Annotated in this window: 21 protein-coding genes; 10 read left to right on the forward strand and 11 right to left on the reverse strand. The window is 34.8% G+C overall.

All coding sequences use genetic code 11. The features are described 5' to 3' along the window. Positions 1-164: 164 nt before the first annotated feature. Complete coding sequence (locus tag LC457_RS05525) at positions 165-707, reverse strand: hypothetical protein (RefSeq protein ID WP_223598971.1); 543 nt, start codon at positions 705-707, stop codon at positions 165-167. Positions 708-1155: 448 nt separating this feature from the next. Between LC457_RS05525 and LC457_RS05530 the strand changes: the two genes are divergently transcribed. The 8 genes from LC457_RS05530 (at position 1156) to LC457_RS05565 (ending at position 9296) form a co-directional block, all read left to right on the forward strand. Beyond that, entirely contained in the window at positions 1156-1593 is a 438-nt protein-coding gene (locus LC457_RS05530; protein ID WP_223598972.1) for a transposase, read from the forward strand. A 381-nt stretch (positions 1594-1974) separates the two neighbouring features. Continuing rightward, positions 1975-3363, forward strand: coding sequence for a tetratricopeptide repeat protein (locus tag LC457_RS05535; protein WP_223598973.1), 1389 nt, complete (start codon positions 1975-1977; stop codon positions 3361-3363). A 311-nt stretch (positions 3364-3674) separates the two neighbouring features. After that, entirely contained in the window at positions 3675-4976 is a 1302-nt protein-coding gene (locus LC457_RS05540; RefSeq protein ID WP_223598974.1) for a hypothetical protein, read from the forward strand. A gap of 319 nt (positions 4977-5295) precedes the next feature. Further along, complete coding sequence (locus tag LC457_RS05545) at positions 5296-6117, forward strand: hypothetical protein (RefSeq protein ID WP_223598975.1); 822 nt, start codon at positions 5296-5298, stop codon at positions 6115-6117. Between the two features lie 11 nt (positions 6118-6128). Next, positions 6129-6989: a hypothetical protein gene (locus LC457_RS05550; protein WP_223598976.1), complete on the forward strand. Its 861-nt coding sequence runs from the start codon at positions 6129-6131 to the stop codon at positions 6987-6989. Positions 6990-7006: 17 nt separating this feature from the next. Then, complete coding sequence (locus tag LC457_RS05555; protein ID WP_223598977.1) at positions 7007-7774, forward strand: hypothetical protein; 768 nt, start codon at positions 7007-7009, stop codon at positions 7772-7774. Positions 7775-7797: 23 nt separating this feature from the next. Next, positions 7798-8130 carry a helix-turn-helix domain-containing protein gene (locus LC457_RS05560; protein WP_223598978.1) on the forward strand — a complete coding sequence of 111 codons (333 nt, stop codon included), beginning with the start codon at positions 7798-7800 and terminating at the stop codon, positions 8128-8130. Between the two features lie 323 nt (positions 8131-8453). Then, positions 8454-9296 carry a glycosyltransferase gene (locus LC457_RS05565; protein ID WP_223598979.1) on the forward strand — a complete coding sequence of 281 codons (843 nt, stop codon included), beginning with the start codon at positions 8454-8456 and terminating at the stop codon, positions 9294-9296. A gap of 280 nt (positions 9297-9576) precedes the next feature. On the opposite strand, the gene LC457_RS05570 is transcribed toward LC457_RS05565, so the two are convergent. From LC457_RS05570 to LC457_RS05580, 3 genes are read right to left on the reverse strand one after another with little or no spacing between them, the layout of a single operon-like run. Continuing rightward, positions 9577-9945 (reverse strand): VOC family protein, encoded by a 369-nt coding sequence (locus LC457_RS05570; protein ID WP_223598980.1) that lies wholly within the window; start codon positions 9943-9945, stop codon positions 9577-9579. A gap of 45 nt (positions 9946-9990) precedes the next feature. Further along, complete coding sequence (locus tag LC457_RS05575) at positions 9991-10584, reverse strand: dihydrofolate reductase family protein (RefSeq protein WP_223598981.1); 594 nt, start codon at positions 10582-10584, stop codon at positions 9991-9993. Between the two features lie 33 nt (positions 10585-10617). Beyond that, a complete protein-coding gene (locus tag LC457_RS05580; protein WP_223598982.1) occupies positions 10618-11490 on the reverse strand; it encodes an alpha/beta fold hydrolase in 873 nt (290 codons plus the stop codon). Between the two features lie 284 nt (positions 11491-11774). Here LC457_RS05580 and LC457_RS05585 point away from each other — a divergent pair, with 284 nt between their 5' ends. Together LC457_RS05585 and LC457_RS05590 are read left to right on the forward strand one after the other, a co-directional pair. Continuing rightward, complete coding sequence (locus tag LC457_RS05585) at positions 11775-11918, forward strand: hypothetical protein (RefSeq protein WP_153816340.1); 144 nt, start codon at positions 11775-11777, stop codon at positions 11916-11918. 27 nt (positions 11919-11945) lie between these two features. Continuing rightward, a complete protein-coding gene (locus LC457_RS05590; RefSeq protein ID WP_167375285.1) occupies positions 11946-12092 on the forward strand; it encodes a hypothetical protein in 147 nt (48 codons plus the stop codon). 150 nt (positions 12093-12242) lie between these two features. On the opposite strand, the gene LC457_RS05595 is transcribed toward LC457_RS05590, so the two are convergent. The 7 genes from LC457_RS05595 to LC457_RS05625 all read right to left on the reverse strand — a co-directional run bounded on the left by LC457_RS05595 (position 12243) and on the right by LC457_RS05625 (position 19715). Then, complete coding sequence (locus LC457_RS05595; protein ID WP_223598983.1) at positions 12243-13151, reverse strand: hypothetical protein; 909 nt, start codon at positions 13149-13151, stop codon at positions 12243-12245. A gap of 11 nt (positions 13152-13162) precedes the next feature. Next, positions 13163-14011 carry a hypothetical protein gene (locus LC457_RS05600; RefSeq protein ID WP_223598984.1) on the reverse strand — a complete coding sequence of 283 codons (849 nt, stop codon included), beginning with the start codon at positions 14009-14011 and terminating at the stop codon, positions 13163-13165. A 10-nt stretch (positions 14012-14021) separates the two neighbouring features. After that, positions 14022-14918 (reverse strand): hypothetical protein, encoded by an 897-nt coding sequence (locus LC457_RS05605; protein WP_223598985.1) that lies wholly within the window; start codon positions 14916-14918, stop codon positions 14022-14024. Between the two features lie 533 nt (positions 14919-15451). Further along, entirely contained in the window at positions 15452-17041 is a 1590-nt protein-coding gene (locus LC457_RS05610; protein WP_223598986.1) for an MFS transporter, read from the reverse strand. Between the two features lie 2 nt (positions 17042-17043). Beyond that, the gene (locus tag LC457_RS05615; protein ID WP_223598987.1) at positions 17044-18090 is read right to left on the reverse strand and encodes an HlyD family secretion protein; all 1047 of its coding nucleotides are present in this window, start codon (positions 18088-18090) and stop codon (positions 17044-17046) included. A 10-nt stretch (positions 18091-18100) separates the two neighbouring features. Continuing rightward, positions 18101-19432: a TolC family protein gene (locus LC457_RS05620; RefSeq protein ID WP_223598988.1), complete on the reverse strand. Its 1332-nt coding sequence runs from the start codon at positions 19430-19432 to the stop codon at positions 18101-18103. Next, entirely contained in the window at positions 19419-19715 is a 297-nt protein-coding gene (locus tag LC457_RS05625; RefSeq protein WP_223598989.1) for a hypothetical protein, read from the reverse strand. The genes LC457_RS05620 and LC457_RS05625 overlap by 14 nt, the downstream gene beginning before the upstream one ends. Between the last annotated feature and the right edge of the window lie 4 nt (positions 19716-19719).

Here is a 19719-nt window from a genome sequence, read left to right on the forward strand (position 1 = left end):
TTTTTTAGTCATCAATTTTAATTTTTATTCTTCAATCCATTTTCTGAAAGCAGCTATATTTCTTTGTAATCAGAAGGGTTTTTCTGTACTTTATTTGGAATGAATGGATAGAAAAAATCCGCCAAAAAGTGACGGATTTTATAGGATTTGAAAGTTTGTTGAAATTAATTGGCTGCCGGATCAATCAGTTCCGTGGTAAGTCCTAGAAATTTTAGCAGGTTTTTATTGTCAAAAAACAAGGTTGCATAATGTTTCCCTTTCTTAAAAATCAGTTTTGAACCTCCCGAAAATTCACTGTCTGCACCAAGTTTTTGCGTTTTAGCATTGTATTTACTGAACTTGGTTTTGCTGTCCTGCAGTGTAGTTTTATTCATGATAAGACCAAATGGAAGTCCTTCTATCACTACGGGCTTATTATCAGAAATGGTAAAAAACATCTCATCAATCACATTGTTTTTCCCAAGGCCGCAATACAGTTCCAATCCTGTTTTTGTAGGCCATTTTGCATATTTTTCCTCGTTGGTATCTTCATAAAACACAGGTTTCATGTTCAATGCTTTTGATATTTTATCGGGAGTCTGCGGAAAAATAAATTCTGAATTTTTATCTAATAAAGAATTTAGAACTGCTGTTTTCTGTGAAAATGCCGTGATACTTACCAGTTGAAAAAAGAAAATTAAGATGAAAGTTAATGGTTTCGTCTTCATGGATTATTTAAATGTTAATGATTGCTAAAGGTATTAAAATTTACTTTATCCGATTACTACAAAACGACAATTATATGACCTCTTTTCCTTAATTTACTTGCAGAACTACAATAAATCTTCCATTTCTCTTTTGATATTTCATAGGTGCAATCTTTTATTGTGTCAACTTTTATATATGATTCCGATAGCAAATGAAAGCTAATTATTTTTAATTTATTCTGTAAAAATCAGGTTTAATAATCCGATTCAAAAGTTTATATATTTCATAGACCATTTTTCCCCAAAAGTCAAAATTAACCAGAAAATAACAAAATTCGATAAGTTTCGACAGTTTTCGACAGCTGCGACATCCCCCATATTTAAGCAATCTTAATAATTTTGCATACGATTTGAAATGGTGTAGTCCGCTTCAAATATTTTTTAAAAAAACACAAATTAATACTAAAGGATGATTCACGATATCAAGAATATTCATATGGGCGACCTCATCACCCAAAGAATAAAGGAATTTGAAACAGATCAAATACGAATCTGTAAATTTTTGAAATGTACAGATGAAGAATTAACAAAAATATTATCCCAAAAATCTATAGACAGCGATCTTATTTTACGGTTTAGTATTTTACTTGAATATGATTTCTTTAGAGTTTATTCACATTATCTTATACTCTATGCTCCTCCTGCCAATGTAAATACAAGTAATACAACTATCAAATCTACACTCCCCCAGTTCAGAAAAAAACTGTATACCCAGGAAATTATTTCATTCATTCTGGATCTTATTGATTCAGGTAAAAAGAGTAAGCAGGAAGTCATGAATGAATACAAGATTCCTAAGACCACCTTATACAAATGGATGGGTAAATACAAAAATGGGGTTAATTAGTACAATTTACGTTCGTAATTTCCAGTTCTCATAACTACACTCAATTAAAGGTAAAAAACAATTTTATCGAACGCTCTATGAAAATAGACAGCACTTAAAAGTATTATCAAATTTCATAAAATTCTATAGATAATTGTCTATATCAATATAGATATAAAACTTAATTACTATATATTATGATAATTCAATAAACCACAGCAAATAAATAAGTAACTTTAATAAGTAAACCAAATGAATCAATTTGTGTTTATTAATGGGATTTTATTCAACATATAAAAATTTTTATTTGTGAAAATTAAATTTTTACTGATAATTTTAGTTGTCTTTTATAATTTTTGTTATTCACAGGACAATATTAAACAACAAAAAAGTATAGATAGTATGATTATTGTTGTCCAGGATAAAGGCATATATGCCAATAAAGGCAGCAAAGAAGTTTTAAGAATCTGTACTGAAATATATTACCAATCTAAAGAGATTGGCTACTCCAACGGAATGATTCAGGCTGACATGAAAATGTCGGAAGTTTATCTGAATGAACAAAATTATAAAGCAGCTCTAGAGAAGATTCTGCAAGGCAAAAGTCTTGCAAAAAATGAAGATGAGTATTACTTATTATCCATGTTTTTCATACAAGAAGCTGTGGTTTATTCTGAACTGGGATATATAAAAAAATCTCAGAAAGCGCTTATCAATTCTTTAGGTCTTCTTAATAGAATACCTGAAAAGGAAAGTTATTTAATAAAAGGGCTTGTTGACAGGACAAAGGCAAAAAACATTCAAATTAGAACAAACAGCACGAAAGATTCAGCGTTGATTTATTTATATCGTGGACATCAGGAAATAAGAAAAATGGGCAGTAAAAATCCCTATAAAAACTTTTTACTGGGTCTTTTCGCAACAGATCTTGCCGAAGAATATTATCTGAGAAATAATTATTCAAAATCAGAGATGTTTCTGGATGAGTTTAAGAAGGTGATGTCTCAGGAAAATGATCAGTCCGATTTTATCCGTTATTATATCCTTAAAGGAAATATAGAAAATAAAAAGAAAAACTATACGCAGGCACTGGAATACTTTGATAAAGCCTTAGAACTTAATCAAAAGTATAAAATATACACGCTCACATTAAAAGATATTTATTCAGGGAAAGCAGAGTCCTACTTAATGCTTAACGATTTCAAAAACCAGGCAATATACAGTACAAAGGCAAAAAGAATTACAGACAGCATGGCTATAGCTGACCAGCAATTGCTAAACAGTATGTTAGATACTAATGAAAATGAGGATCTTTTTATAGATAATGAAAATAACAACTATTATCTTGCGGCGGGTATACTCATAGCATTGGCAGGATTAACATTTTATATTTTACATTGTAAAAATTCCAAAAAAGGACGTGTAGAAGAAAAACTTCCGGAGCAAGCCCCTAAACGAATTACTGTCCCTGAAAATGAAAAGTCTGAAACGGAAGTTGAAGCCCTGAGGGAACTTGTTCAACTGGCTAAAAATGATGATAAATCTTTTCTACTTAGATTTTCTGAAGTTTTTCCGGCATTCAATCAGCGGCTTTTGAGTATAAATTCTCAGCTTACTCATTCAGACCTGGAGTACTGTGCCTTAATCAAATTAAAATTTGACACTAAAGAGATTGCCCGTCATAAAAATCTTACTATAAATTCTGTGGTCAGTAAAAAATACCGGATCAGAAAAAAACTGAACATAGGCACTGATGAAAATATGTATACATGGATGTTGAATATCGGATAGTTTTATTTGATTTCATCAAATTCAATTTCTCTTAATTATTAATCTATAATAAAAAGTTTGGTGTTCTTATTTATATTTTACTTTTTAAACTTGCTTCTGTGAAAACAAAAATATTTTTCTTCATACTCCTTATTTTCAACACTATATATTGTTACTCGCAAGATTATTCTAAGCGTAAAAAAGATATTGACAGCTTAATAAAAATTGTAAAAAATAAAAATGCATACCATGATATTGGCAGTAAAGAATTATTAAGATTGTGCAATAGTATATTTTCGCAATCAAAGAGTATTCAATATCCAAAAGGAATTATGGAAGCCTCTAAAAAAATGGGAGAAGTTTATATGAACTCACAAAAGTATGAAGAGGCAATGAAAATAATTTCTGAAGGTGAAATTTTAGCAGAAAAATACCAAGATTTTTATGCATTAGCTTGCTTCTACATGCAAGAAGGCATGATTTATACTGAACTAGGTTATACCAAAAGATCCAGAAAATTACTTAATAAAGCTCTTGACCAGACAGATGAAGTAAGTAATGAGGAAGCTCACATCATAAAAGCAACGGCATACAGAACCATGGCTAGAAATCTCAGAAAAGAGAATGAAAACGAAAAAAAAGATTCTATCTTAATTTATCTTCACAATGGTTATAATGAATCAAGAAAAATGAGCACTGCATTTCCATACAAAAATTTTTACATTTCTTCATTTGCTATAGAATTAAGTGAGGAATATTATTCTAAAAATGACATCATCAATACTAAAAAATATCTGGCTCAGTTTGCCAGGGATATGAAAACCGAAAAAGATGAATCTGAGTTTATCAGATATTATACATTAAAAGGAAATGTAGAGAACAAAAGAAAAAATTATTCTGCAGCTTTAGAAAATTTTGACAAAGCAACACAAGCAGCCAAACAAGCTAAAATATATCCGTTACAGGTAAAAGATATCTATTCCGGAAAGGCTGAATCTTATTTAGGGCTTGAAGATTATAAAAACCAGGCTTTTTATTCTGCAAAAGCCCAGAAGATAACAGACAGCATCTCAAACGTTGAAAAGAAAGTCCTGAATAATGTTATTTCTCCTCCTGACAGGGAAAACATTTCCAATACAGAAAATACAAAATCAAGTAACAATAATCTTCTGATTATCATCATTATTTCATTCATTTCGATTACAGGCTTTGTTATATATGTCTTTTATATCAAAAGAAAGAATGATAATAAAATGACTAAAACATTCATTGATAATAAGGAGAACTCACTACAAAATAATGTGCTTTCAAATAAAAATATAAAACAAAATATCAATACTGAAGATTTGAATGAACTTATACAGCTTGTTGAAAACAATGATAAATCTTTCCATCTGAAATTTTCTGAAACATTTCCTACATTTAATAAACAATTGCTGGAAATAAACCCACAACTCTCCCATTCTGATCTGGAATATTGTGCGCTGATCAAATTAAAATTTGATACCAAAGAAATAGCTCATTATAAAAATGCAACCCTCAATTCCGTTATCAGTAAAAAGTATAGAATCAGAAAAAAGCTGAACATAAGTACAGAGGAAAATATGTATTCATGGATACTAAATCTTGGATAATTTTCAACGTTTTCAGCCTTTTAACAATTCCGATTACTAAAACGACAGATTTCGCTAGTTTATGACAATACCTTTATAGTATCAATAATTAAACTTTAAAATAACTTTGTCATAGAATTCAGATAATCAATTGAAATAAATAATTAGCATAGTATTATTGTCACAATGAACAGTTTTAAACTATGTCATTATGTATTTATTGGGCTTCGATTCTATTAACACAAATGTTATTATATTTTGAATTAGGAGGAAGGATATTTTCCTATATCCTTCTTTTCTAAATCTAAATTTAAAACACAAGAATGTAAAAAATTATACGATGAAAAAAACACATTTCATGCTATTCTGCATGCTGACCGTTAGCGGATATGCCCAGGTTAGTATTTCTACCAACCCTAGTGATCATGAGCCGCACCCTAACGCTATTCTGGATGTAAAATCCACAGTTCCGGCAAAAGCTGTATTACTGCCTTCGGTATCTCAAATAAGCAATGCTGCCAATCCTGTTGGAGATAATACCTTTAAAGGAGCATTAGTCTACAGTAAGAACAATGCTTCTGTTTACGAACATGATGGAACCCGCTGGAAAAGCACATACGATTATGTGGTAGAAACCAAACCACAATATTTTGCCCATTTTTCCAGGCCTTCAAATGTTACACTGTCATGTACTATTCCCTTTCTTGGAACAGGCTGTACAGTATCGAACGTAATAATACCAATTAGTAATTCGGGAAGCTCAGACTTTCAGGGAACAAATATTAATCTGTCACTTGCCTCTAATATTATCACGGTAAACGAAGCCGCATTATATAGAATTACCTACAGATCGTTTGCAGCATTAGCCACCGCATCTAGTGACGTAAGATTGAAACTACAAAAAGCAAATGCAGCAACCCCTACAACCTTTGCTGATATTGATTCTCAATCATTTACTTCCGACAATGCCCGCCTAGGATATAATCCGGTATTTAATGGTTCAATTGTTATTCAGCTCAATGCAGGTGATAAAATTTCTCTGTCAGGTTACATGCAGTACTCTCCTCTGATACCTCTTCCTGGTCTTACAGCATCAGCCACCTTCCAGAACAATGGTACAAACGGAACCGGGGAACTTGTTTTTGAAAAAGTAATCCTTTAATTATACACATGATGAAAACACAAATATTTACTTTTCTTTTTTCTGTGCTGCTTGGCGCTTCCGTCTCTTCACAGATCCTGATATCTAAAACTGGAGGTAGCCCTAATGTTAATGCATTGCTTGATATAAAAGATTCTTCCAGAGGACTTATACTCACCAAAACCAACACTATAGGTAATTTCCCTCTATATAATGCAGCAGTGGAAGATCACTTTGATGACCTTCCTTCTTTGGAGGGAGCTCTTCTGTACAATAAAGAAGATAAACAGTATTATAAATATGACGGAACTATATGGATCCCTGCATTGCAGCTGGGTGGATTTTACAATCCCTTTGAAGCCCGTACAAAAGCAAACGGAGCAAAAAACTGGACATGTGTTTCACTTTTGGGAATTAATACATGTGATTTAACACAGTTGTTTGGAAGTAACAACAGACAGACTATTCCTTTATCAAATCTTACCAATAGATCACAGCTACTCGTTAATAATTTAAATACTCAGGTCGGAACTGATTATATCGTTATTCCTGCAGCCGGACTTTATCACGTTTCAGGCGTAGTAGGTTTTTCCGGAACCAGCCTACTGGGATTTGGACAGGATGTATCTTATTGGGTAAATCTGGATGTGAGCTATGATAACGGAACAAGTTGGTCTACTCTTGCCTTTAAAGAAACCAGCCAAAGCGGAGGAATATTTATTGACCTCGGACAATCCGGGAATAAAAGCGCCAGTGTGTCTTCCACCGTTACATTGCCGGCTAACAGCAGAATCAGATTGGCAGCTGCCGTATCTACAAGCTCTCTTATTTCTACGTATTCCAATTCTACGGATCACACCGATACTTTTATTAATGTACAGAGAATCAGATAACTTTTAATACACAAACGATGAAAAAATACATATTATTAAGCAGTATACTGGGAGGATGTTTATTAAATGCCCAGATAATTATGGGAGGAGCCAATGTTACATCCCCATACACACAGTTAGAATTACAGAATACTACCGGACAAAAAGTATTGATACAGCCTGCTGCAAATAACAGCACAACTTTACCGAAATATAATGCAGCCCAGCCTGACAGCTATGATGATGATCCCACTATGGAAGCTATGCTGATGTATGACAAGAATACCTCCGTTTCCAAAGTGTATGATGGTTCTACATGGAAACAGGCGTTTATTCCGCAAGGTAAGGCCACTACATGGACCCGGGCAAGAATAGAACCATCTAGCGTAGCATGCTTAAGTTTCTTGTGTACATCCGGAAATCTTCCTTTATCTATTCCTAATAACAGTAATCAGTTTTCGGATTATCTGTCTGTTTTTAGACCAGCAGATACTTTCCGTATACGCCAGAAGGGATTATATAGAATCAATTTCAATGTACTATTCAATGGAGCTAATATAGGTTTTGCAGGCGTAAAAGTAAATATAGCTATTGCTGTAAACGGAGAACAAAAAGCTTATATGTCAGCAAATGCAGCCTTTATCAGTTCAAATAGTTTTTCAGCTTCTGCAGATACCGTTCTGTTTCTTGACGTAAATAATGATGTGAATTTCAGGGTTAATATTAATACTCCTGGATTGTCTATTGCAGCTTTTACATTCGGAGGAACACCAGACAGCAGTATCAGCCTAGAAAGAATATTATAAATGAAGTTTACAAACAGTAACGAATGAATAATCCGGATTACAAGAAAATATTTAAAGATATCATTCAATATCAATATCCCCAAAAAGCAAAGGCTTGTGAAAGTATTTTGAATAAGGAAAGCTTAACAGGAATAGATGTCATTACCCTTAATAATCTCATTTTTGAGTCACGCAGCCAGGAGACTGTTGTATTCAACCAAAAACATCACTTTTATGATAAGCAATCAATAATGCAGATATTGGAGTATCAAAAAAAGCACAATCTCAATAATACTCAAGTTGCTCAAAAATATAAACTCAGTAGAAATACTGTTGCCAAATGGAAAAAGCTTGGTCTGAATCAGAATAGTGAATAATTTCTTGTTCATCCCGCAGTATGTGTTTTATAGCCTTCCCCTATTGGGGAGGTTATTTTTTACTCATTAAATAGAAAAGATCATCTTATATTAAGTTAGATCTGTTTCTTAATAGGATATATTCTTCTACTCATCGGTATTGAGAAAATAACCTTAAAAGATATTTCTTACCTATTTAAACATTCTATAATCTTTTATCCTTGTTTTTCTATAAGGCTTATCCCTTCATAGCATTAGCAGAGTGATAGTTCTTCTTCAAACAATTATCCCTGTTTTTGACAAAATTTCCAATTCTTACATACTTCAATTCAATAAATTAAATCATGAAATTTTCGATACTTATTGCCAACTACAATAATGGTAAGTTTTTCAAATCCTGTTATGAATCTTTACTAAATCAAACCTATCAAAATTGGGAAGCAATTATTTTAGATGATTGTTCCACAGATAATTCGGTAGAAATAATCAGGAATATTATTGATAAGGACTATCGCTTCAGTATTTTTGAAAATGATAAAAATTATGGGGTGGGTGTAACTAAAAGTAGGTTAATAGAGTTATCAGATGGGCAGTTTTTTGGTTTTGTAGATCCTGACGATGCAATAACACCTAATGCCATTCATTCAAGTGTTAAGGCTTTCATCAAAAATCAGGATGTAGTGCTCACTTATTCCAAGTTTATCAGATGTGATGAGAACCTTACACCTATTAATACTCCCAAATTAACAAAACAGATCAGGAACAATGATCAATATTTTTTTAACTGCCCGGTACAAATTGTAAACTTTACGGCCATTAGAAAGGATGCATATGAAGAAACGGTGAAAATTGACAGTACATTAAGAATAGCAGAAGATCAGGATTTATATCTAAAGTTATATGAAAAAGGGAAATTTAAATTTATCAATGAAGCTAACTACTTTTATCGCATGCACAATGGAGGTATTTCTCAAAACTCTAATAAGGAAAAATCAAGAGAATACTTTGCAAAAGTAATATTCAATACCATGAAACGCAGAAAATTGAAAATGATAAATGGCAAAAAAATTCCAGATCAGTATAATACCCCTTCTGATATTTACACTTTGTTAGAATATAAGCATTCCAGACTTTACCGTTTGAAAAATAGAATCCATGTATATATAGAACTTTTACGGGGTTTATAAATAAACTGAATACCAGATAAGGTGTATTAATTGCAATAAAATATATAAACTTAGTTGAAATACTGTTGCCAAATAGAAAAAGCTTAGCCTGAATCAGAATAATGAGTAATTTCTTGTTCATCCAAAGCAGTATGTGTTTTTTTTGTAACCTTCCCGCTTGGGGAGGTTATTTTTATGTTAAAAACAAAGCTCAGAAAGGAATTAAGTAATACCCAACTTCTTTATTTACTCCTACCTCTCCAATTTCCTTCTTACTTATATATTTTTCAGAAAATATTTTCTATTGTGTTTGCTGTAAATTAAATACGGTACCGGCAGGATCTGTAATCCAGTGCATATTTTCAGGAAGCTCTTCAATCTCGTCACAGGTTTCTACTCCGTTCGATTGCAGATATTCTGTAGCTTCTTCTACATCAGGAACTGTAAGCTGCAGCCAGGTTTCGGAATGGGTATAATTATCTACACAGTCCAGCCAGATGATATTATTCCCGAATTTTACCTCATGGGTTCTGGAAACAGTTGGATTCTTAATCGGTTTTTCTTCAACATTTAACCTTAAGATGTCTCTATAAAAGGCTACTGTTTTTTCATATTTACTTTTTGGAATTTTTATGGCAATATTTATTCCTGCTTCAAATTTCGTATTCATATTGTAGGTTTAACAGTTATAAAAAAATTAATTAAAGACCCTCTGTTATATTTCAACATTACCTGTCACAATCTCACCGGAACGTCTGTAATTGGCTATAATAACTCCTTTTGATGTTACATGGCTTTCCGTCAGAGCAAAAGCAGACGGAACTGAGTCATCATCAAACAGTTTTTTCCCTCGGCCAAGGATCAACGGATATATTTTTAGGCGAAGTTCATCTACAAGATCATGTTTCAACAGCAGATGAACAAGTTCACTGCTGCCCCAAATCTGAATATCAGCACCTTCGGATTGTTTAAGCTTTTGGATGTCATCCAGATTTTTGAGAAAAAAGGTATTCTTCCAATCTGAGTTTTCTATTGTTTGAGAAAGAACGTATTTATTTCCTTCATTGATTCCCGGCCAAAATTCCGCATGCTGTGGCCAGTACGATGAAAAAATATCGAATGTTTTCCTCCCCAGAAGATAATCAGTCTGTTTCATTTCCTCCTGCATGATTTCCCCGAAAAGTTCATCACCATAAGATACGGTCCATCCACCATATTGAAAGTTTCCGGATGTATCTTCTTCAGGACCGCCGGGTGCCTGTATGACGCCATCCATTGTAATCATTGATAAGACAGTTATTTTTCTCATGATATTTAATTTTATGAATGATATTGTATCTCATTATTTTAAAAAGCCGTTCAGGTAGTTCAGAATCATTGCTGTCTGCATCATCAGGCTGACATGGGTTTGTCCCGGAGCGATGGCCAATTGAGATTTTGGCATTGGCCCCATATCTGCAAAAACATCACCTCCCAATAATTTATAGGTTTTTGATAACTCGGTTTTATCCAATCCATCATTATCACCCGCAATAATTAAAACTGGCGCTGAAATTTTAGCAATATTATCATCACCCAGATTGAATGGCTGTCCGGCAGAAGCAATCATCTGCTCCAGAAACTTTGTCCATTTTGTTTTATCAGGTGCTACGGCGTTGTAGGCAGTATGCATAGGGCTGTTTGTAAAGAGTTCGGGTTTCATCCCTTCAAGGGCTTTATTTACTTCAGGCAGCCAGCCGCTGGTTTTATATGTTGATGAAATAATCACCAGTTTGTTCAATCTTTCCGGGCTTTGTACAGCCAATTGATAAGCTACTTCTCCTCCAAAGCTATATCCTGCAACATCTGCCTTATCAATTTTCAGATAGTCCATTACTTTTGTAACATCACTAGCCAAAATAGCATGAGATAATTTCCTTTCTGAAAACGGAGTATGCCCGTGTCCCTGTAATTCAAGCGCTATTACTTTTCTGTTTTTAGATAGTTCCGGGATCAGCTCGCCCCAGTTCATATCAATTGTCATGAAAGCACCATGTAACAATACAATGGGCTTTCCTTTGCCATAGACCTCGTAGTAAACTTTGATGCCATTAACAGGTGCATAGCCACTTTCAGAAGGTTTCACTTTTTGTCCATATACCTGAGATGTGATAATGGTAACAGTTAAAATCAGTAATGATTTCAATAGGATAGAGAATTTGAATAGACTTTTCATAATAGTATCGGATTTGGTGATTCAACTTTTAACCAAAATTAGCAAGTCATTATGAAATCCAACTTGTCACAAGACAAGATTTTATTCAAAAGATATCAATTCTTGTACATTCCTTTATCAAAGCCTATTCAGGCTGCTTTACATGCGTTACATTTTACTTAATTATAGAAAATTCAAAGGAAAATATCCAATAATAAACTTATTGAAAATAAATATTTTCATGATAATTCTACAACAGTTGATAAAAATTGATTAATTTCGAATAGAACTAAACCTATATTATTATGAAGAATTTAAAGAAAATCGAAAGACAGGAATTGAAAACAATTAAGGGTGGCATTGACTGCAGAGGCGGACAGCTTTGTTTAATTAGCGGAAAATGGCAATGTATGCCATATGACGGATGCGGTGGCGGAAACCAGCCCTAAGTTTTAGTTTAATTCAATTACTTGACTATGAAAAATTCTAAAAAAATTTCAAGAGATCAGTTGAAGAATATTAATGGCGGAGCATTGAGTTGCTCTGAAGCCTGCTGTCCACCTCCCGGAATCAAGAGATGTCCTTGGGTGATTTGTATTGCACCATGTGAAATATTAAGTTAGAACACTGTATTCTCCAAAATAAAACCTGCAATTCATATGAGTTGCAGGTTTTTATTTTAAGTTTATTTTTTCGTTCAAAAAGTCTCCCAAAATCAGATTAGGAGACTGAAAAAAATACAATTAGATTGTTTGAAACCTATTGAAATATCTTTATTGTTCAACTATGGTAAGCGCATTGTAAGCACCGCTTCCTGAAACATCAAACTGACTGGTTGTCCCATCAAAGGCTACTGTAATCCAGGTAAAAGGTCTTAGTTTGCTGCCTTTATTCAGGTATACACTAACTGTACAGGCTGAACCCACCGGTACTGCGTTGGGACTTGCTCCGGTATCAGAAGCATATCCGTTATTTGTTTTTATTCTTTGTGTAATGGTGCCAGCAGAATCTCTGACTTCCCAAATTGCTTCTGTTTGATTATTAGCTCCGGTATTTACCTGGCTGGATTGTAATGCAAAAGTAAAAGTTGCAAAATAAACGCCATCACGTGGTGCTGTAAATTCACCTGTAGCCGGGTTGAAATTTGAGGTTGGAACTCCTGAATCAGAGTCTAATTTTTCAGTCCAGTTCGTTAAATAAGAGGATCTTCTCTGAACTATGCCAGATTTTGTTCCTATTTCTGAAGGGGTTGCGCTTTCAAACACATAAGTATCCTGAGTAGTTTTACTTGCCATTACTATAATACGCGGTTTCCCTTTAGGAAAAAAACTAACCCAGTTTGAACCGTCTGAAAATTCTAAATATCCCTTTACCCCTATTGCCGGACTTGCAATATACCGTAATGCCCCTGCACCAGCCTGTGCAGCTGTTTTTGCAGTATTTCCAATAGCTACAGAACTATTTGTTCCACCGCGCAGATCCAGAGCTACCTTAGGACTGGCAACCATTGTACCCATTTTTCCGGAGCTATTGATTATAATATTACCGGCATCTGTTTTAACTTCAAGAGGATTTGTCGGGTTTGAAACTCCTATTCCAATTTGAGCATTTATATAGGTTACATTCAGTGACAAAACAATAACAGCACTGATCAATTTTTTTATTTTATTTTTTCGTCCCATTATTATGTATTTTATAATTCACTGATACTTAAGTTATTTAATCTACTATCATTCAACGTATTTCGGGCACTGCCTATATTATGCCTAATGCTGAATTTTATCGTATCATCTTTTTTAAGATTGAAAATAGCATTACAATTACCACTTATATAATTACTTACTGCACCAGCCTGAAAAGCAGGATAAGAATTTATTGTTTTAAATACAGGAATGTTATCTGTACTTTGACTGCTTTCTATTGCAGTTTCCATGAATGTATTTTTAGGGATATTTCCATTGGCCAGGGTAATATTGAAAGAAACCAGATAAAAACCATCACGGGGAGCTTTAAAAATTCCTGTGGAAGGGTCAAAATCTCCACCGACGCCAGCACCTAAATCAACTGTTTCTGTCCAACCTGTAATAACCGTTGAAGTTGCACTTGGAATACTTTGTGCGGAACCTTTACTGGCATTTACCAGTGCTTTTGTTGGAGCGGCAAGTGGCAATGCGATCCATTGTTCACCGTCAGAATATTCTAAAAATCCACTGTTATTGTAACGTATTGCTCCTCCTCCTGCTGCAGAAGGGGTTTGTGTACTATTCCCTAAACCAATAATTCCCTGGTCAGATGAAGACCTAAGATCAACTTTAGTAACGGGATTTAAAAGTCCAAAGCCCACCTGGCCATCTGACGTAATAACAACATCATTCGATATTTTTGTTGCATCAGGTGCGGAGCCATTATCTTTTCCAGCGTCTATATGCAAAGGCTGTGCAGGTGTAGGAGTAAAAAATCCTGTTTGTGCAAAGGTCTCAGTTGCAGAAAAAACTAAAATACAAGCCAATAGTTTATAAGTTATATTGATCTTTTTTTTCATAATCTATATCTTAATGTTCTATTATGGTTAAATTGTTAAATCCATCATCTGGATTTGCAGGATTTGAAGAATCAGTTGTCACTCTAAGCGGAATAGAGCCTGAAGTAAGATTTTGATATAATCTGACACTTACTTTAGTCCCCGCAGTAAGAGTAAGGGTAACGGTACTCGATCCTCCAGCCTGTGTTGAGCGGGTTGAATTTGCGTCATCAGCTGTACCTGTCATAGACTGGCCGAAAGTTTTATATACACTGGCAAGAACTGTGCTTGTAGTGGGATTATAAAATTGTGACTCAACTCTTGAACCGTCACTAATAACTGCTCCGTTAAAATTGAATGTTAATAAAAAAGTATATGTTCCATTTCGGGGAGCTGTAAATTCACCAGAGCTGGGATCAAAGCTATTGCTCATATCACGTACCTCGTTCCAATTAATAATGGTTGTGGCAGAAGCAGAGGGTATAGACTGACTTACAATTTTACGCACAACGATCACAGCTTTTTGGGGAGCAATATATGCTTTGTGCCATACTGCGCCATCAGATACTTCAATTTTAGCGCCTACCGGTATATTGTTTACATCATATCGTGTAGCACCTGCACCTGCTGTTGCTGCCGACATTGTTGTTGTCCCCAGACCAAGAGCATTTTCAGTTCCTGCGGATCTGATATCGAACTGAACCTGAGGATTAAGAACTCCTGCACCAATGAACCCTGTTGTTTTGTTTACGATAAAATCATTAGAAACCTGTGTTGCTGTTGGTGCTCCTGAAGCTGAATTATCTTTAGCTCCATCTACATGTAAAATTCCTTGTGGATTATTTGTCCCCATTCCAACCTGACCATTCAATGCATTAATAAGGAAGTAACAAGGCAAAACCAGTGTTTTATGTATTTTTTTTCTCATATTCTCACTTAAAAAATTGAGGTAATAAAGGTTGTTTTAATCCTTACTATTAAATGATAGGGTTAAACAGCCTTTCATAAATCATTTTAATAATTTATAAACCGGATTTCAAAATGAAAATAATATCTTCAACAAAATGCACATTTATTAATAATGTAGCAGCCAACCAATAAAATATTGTGTCCGAGGGGTTAAGCAAATGTGTTTTTAGAATCTTGTTTTCATTGATGTAAACATCAGGTCAATAATAATTTTTTGCAAAATTGTTGATTTTTCACAATCATGCAAAACATAACCTATCGATAGATTTCGATATCCCGATAGATTTTTATGAGTTTAAGATGCTAAAAAGGATTTTGGCATTACTACTATTCAGATGTTTTCAAGCAAAGAAGATGATCAGGTTAGTTTTTACCATGTAGTCAATAGATAATGTACAGATTATGATTATTTAGCACTTTCACTCCCCTGCATGAAACAAAAAAAGCTGTAAAATATTTACAGCTTTTGTACTATTTAATTGAGCATATATTCTAATACGGTATATTTCCTTTCCTTAGTCTAAGTATAACATGTTGAATCTGTGGAAACAAAACGAGCATCATGATAACACACATCACACCCAACAGCATCAAGTCATAATAATCCCGGGTAGCACGCGCCAAAATCTGTTGCCGGACCAATACATTGAAGTGGTTTGCTGAAGCTGCTTTTGCAGTATATATATCATTACCTGCATTCATATAGTGGTTTTGAATATCCATTAATGTAACAGGCAATTGGATATTGGTTTCTGTTAATGTTTCCCTGACTTTTTCCCTCACAGCCGATTTAGCAAATAGTTGAAGTTCATTATTGACAGTCAGGCTGGCAGTAAAACCGACGAACCTTGCCAATATTCCTATAAGTGATGCATTACTGGCAATCTTTGGTGGTGCAGCGGATATAGTAAATGAAACAATAGGAACAAATAAAATACCTGTCGCTGCACCGTAAATAAACATAGGCAGAATGAAATCTGCTGTATTCTCCTGAACAGAGATAAAAATCAGCATATATAAATAGTACAGGGCCATAAAACCAAATCCTGCGATAATAATCCTAATCAGATTAAAACCCATAAGTATCAGCCGGGAGGTAACAAACATCCCTAATGTAGTTCCTGCAATTACAGTTATCCAAATCGGTATGGTACTGAGCGGGTCGTTACCTAAAATAGCCTCAAGATAACCATAAGCAAGCCCTGTACTTCCTTTGAAAATATAAAACAGAAAAAGTAACAGCAACCCAATTACAAAATTTTTCGTCCTGAAAATTTGTAAATTAATCAATGGACGTTTAAGCTTCAATTCTCTGGCAACAAAAAGTACAAGAAGAATTAGGTTGCTTAGGCTAAGCAGAGCAATTAACGGACTATCATACCAACCTAATTGCCGTCCATATACGAGGATATATCCCAGAATCAAAATAAAAGAGACATAAAATAAATAACCGGCCCAGTCTACCTGATACAGAGGTATTTTTCTGGTAAACCTGGCCTTACCGTTCATTGTTGCCAATACAACCAATATCAGTAAAATAAGTATCATAATAAAACCGTAAAACAGCCGGTTGAAATCATAAAAATGAAGTACAATACTGGAATAGATGGAATAGAACGGGACAGCGATTTGTATACTTCCATATAAAAGACTGTATGCGATTATCCGGGCACGTGTGGACTGCAATCTTGGAAAGATAAGCTGTAAGACGATTCCAGAGGTCAACGCACAGGTAATTCCCTGCACAAACTGACAGATCACAAAGAGTGTCCAGTCTTTGGAGTAAAAACAGATAACAGAGCATATAATATTGGCTGAAAATGCTGTCAACAAATACTTCCTCGGAGCAAAATATTTTACAATACGAAAATCCAGCGCTAAAAAGGCTACGGTTGAACCATAAATAACGACCATGGCATACTGAACGTCAGTAACTTGTACGCCATAAAAACCCATTGCAGAAACAGGACTGCTATAGTAAGCGAAACTAAAGAGGCAGGTCATCAGAATGGCAAATATTACAGATCTTGCCAGCCATTCGGAAACCCAGAGTTTAAAAACCGGAATTTTATGTGCCTGCATAATTAATCTTTTAAAACGTAAACATTGGCATTCATTCCTGCAGAAAGTTTTCCCAATTTTTCAGGAGTATCTCTCAGTCTGACGCGTACAGGAATGCGCTGTATGATTTTCACAAAATTACCGGTAGCATTATCGGGTGGCAGTAATGAATATCTTGACCCCGTTGTTGGCGCAAGTGATTCAATAACTCCTCTGAATTGTTCATCCGGAAAAGCATCTACTTCTACCGTTACAGCCTGACCTGTTTTAAAGCTGCCCACCTGCGTTTCCTTAAAATTGGCGATCACCCACTTTTCTTCTGATTTATTGACCAGAAATGCCAGCGTCTGGCCCGACTGTATCAATTGTCCTTCCTGAATGGTTTTTTTGCCGATCTGGCCATCAAAAGGCGCAGTAACTACAGTATATTTAATGTCGAGCTCCTGACGTTTCACCAAAGCTTTCTTTATTTTTATTTCAGCTTCTGTTGCATTTCGCTGTGCATGAAGATCATTAAGCTTTGATTCGGCAACCCGCAAAGTGGCCATTGTCTGTGCGTAATCAGATTGTGTGATAGACAAAGCAGTGCTTACATTATCAAATTTTTGTGGTGTGGTTGACTCGTCAGCCAGAAGGTTTTTGTAACGATCAAATTCTCTTTTTTGCTGCTTCAGCTTTGCATCTGCTCCCGCCAGTTGTGCTTTTATAACCTCAATACTCTTTAGTTGTGTTTCTTCACTGGCCGCCAAAATAGGGAGTTTAGCATATGAACCGGCCAGTTCTGCTGATGCAACATCTCTTTTTAAACCATATTCATCAAGCTCAATAACGACAAGCGTATCGCCTTTTTGTACCTGTTGATTGTCTTTATAATAGATCTTGCTGATGTAGCCACCTACTTTTGCATTGATAGGAGATAAATAGGCATCTACCTGTGCATCGTTGGTTTCTTCGTAGTGATATTGCCTTATGAAATATAAGATCCCCCATATGAAAATCCCTGTTAATAATACGGCTCCCAACCACTTAGTTACGTTTACAATCAATTGATCTGTTTTATTTTTGTTCATAATTATTTTTTTAAAGAATTCCTACGATTGCCAGTAGCCGGATATGGCTAAGCCTTACGTTTGTTTGTGCAGTTATTAGATTAAGTTTTGCTTCCAGCAAAGCATTCTCTGCCTCCAGAAGATCAGTCAGCAGGGATTCCTGATTGAGATAACTGTTTCTGATAACCCGTAGAGTTTCCGTAGTTTTTAAGATATTTTTATCTGCGGTTTTCACACTTTCCAAAGCTTGTTCATGCTGGAGGTAAGCTTCTTTTATCTGAAGGGAAACTTCGGCTTTTTTACTATCGGCTTTTTCTTTAGCCTCGCCATTGATAATCCGGGCCAGGGCAATGGAATGTTTGCTTTTGTATAAATTATCTATGGAAAACTGCACTTTAATTCCGGTTTGCCCGAATCCCCATACATCATTTGAGTAAGGATAGAATGAGATCTGGGGATAGGTATAGTTGTAAGTTGAATACAATGACACTTTAGGCAAACGTGCGGCTTTAGCCTGACTGATATTTAATTCGCTCGATTTAATATCGCTGTCCATCAGCTTAAGTTCAGGTGACTGATTGAGTGCAATATCCAGATAACCGGTATAATCGCTGCCCTGAATACTTTCCATCTCTTGACTTCTTTTATAATCAATTGCCAGCTGCTCCGTCTGATCCCGCCCCATCAACACATTCAGACGTTGTTTTCTGATATCTATTTTCTTTTCTATATCAGACAGACTAAGTTCCAGCTGGGATAATTTTACAGAGGTTCGGATCACATCGCTTTTTAGTACAATTCCGTTTTGGTGCAAACTCTCGATAAGTGATAATTGCTTATCCTCTGCAGCAATTTCTGCAAAGAGAAAATCACGGAAATACAAAAACTTATAGAGATCAAAATACTCAACTGCAATATTATATTTCACACTGTGCTTTTCCAGCTGAACTTCATATTGCCCGCGTACTTCTTCTTCTCTCTTCATTCTAATATTTATTCTTTCTTTTTCACCATTAAAGAGATTAAAATTTAAGCTATATCCTGCTCCATAACCATAGCTTTTAACAGGTACATTCTGTGGAGAGGAGAATAAACCTTCATTATAAAGGAGAAATCTGGAATTGAGCTTTACATCTCCACCTAACGAAAGTTCCGGCAACAGATGATCTTTAGCTTCAAGTACTTCTAGCTTACTTTGCTGAAGGTGTAAATCTGACAGTTTCAGTTGACGATTATTCACTTCGGCAGCTTTCCACATTTCTTCCAGACTCATCAGAGTGGCTGTTGTATCCTGGGCATGGAGATATGATACGGGTAACAACAATACTATTCCCAATATTGGAATTAATTTATAGGATTTCATGATCATTTTTTTTGTAAGTGTTTCTATTTTCTCTTTTTGTAAAGAGCCAATCTGCTATCATTTTTCCCAATTCATCAAAGATTAAAGTCAGATCGATCATAGGCATAAAAGGATAGGAATAGTCAAATCGGTAGAAATTAATTTGTTCGATAGGGCAAACCGGATAACAGTCTGTGTGATCAAAAGTTTTATTTTTTGTTTCAATTTCGGGGTCTTGATCGGGGGTTGCTATTGTGTGTTTTATCATAACTCTGTTAATATTTACAGTAGCAAAATTATTCATGAAC

It is taken from the genome of Chryseobacterium sp. GVT01B, assembly GCF_019970045.1.
In the GTDB taxonomy this organism is placed as follows: domain Bacteria; phylum Bacteroidota; class Bacteroidia; order Flavobacteriales; family Weeksellaceae; genus Chryseobacterium.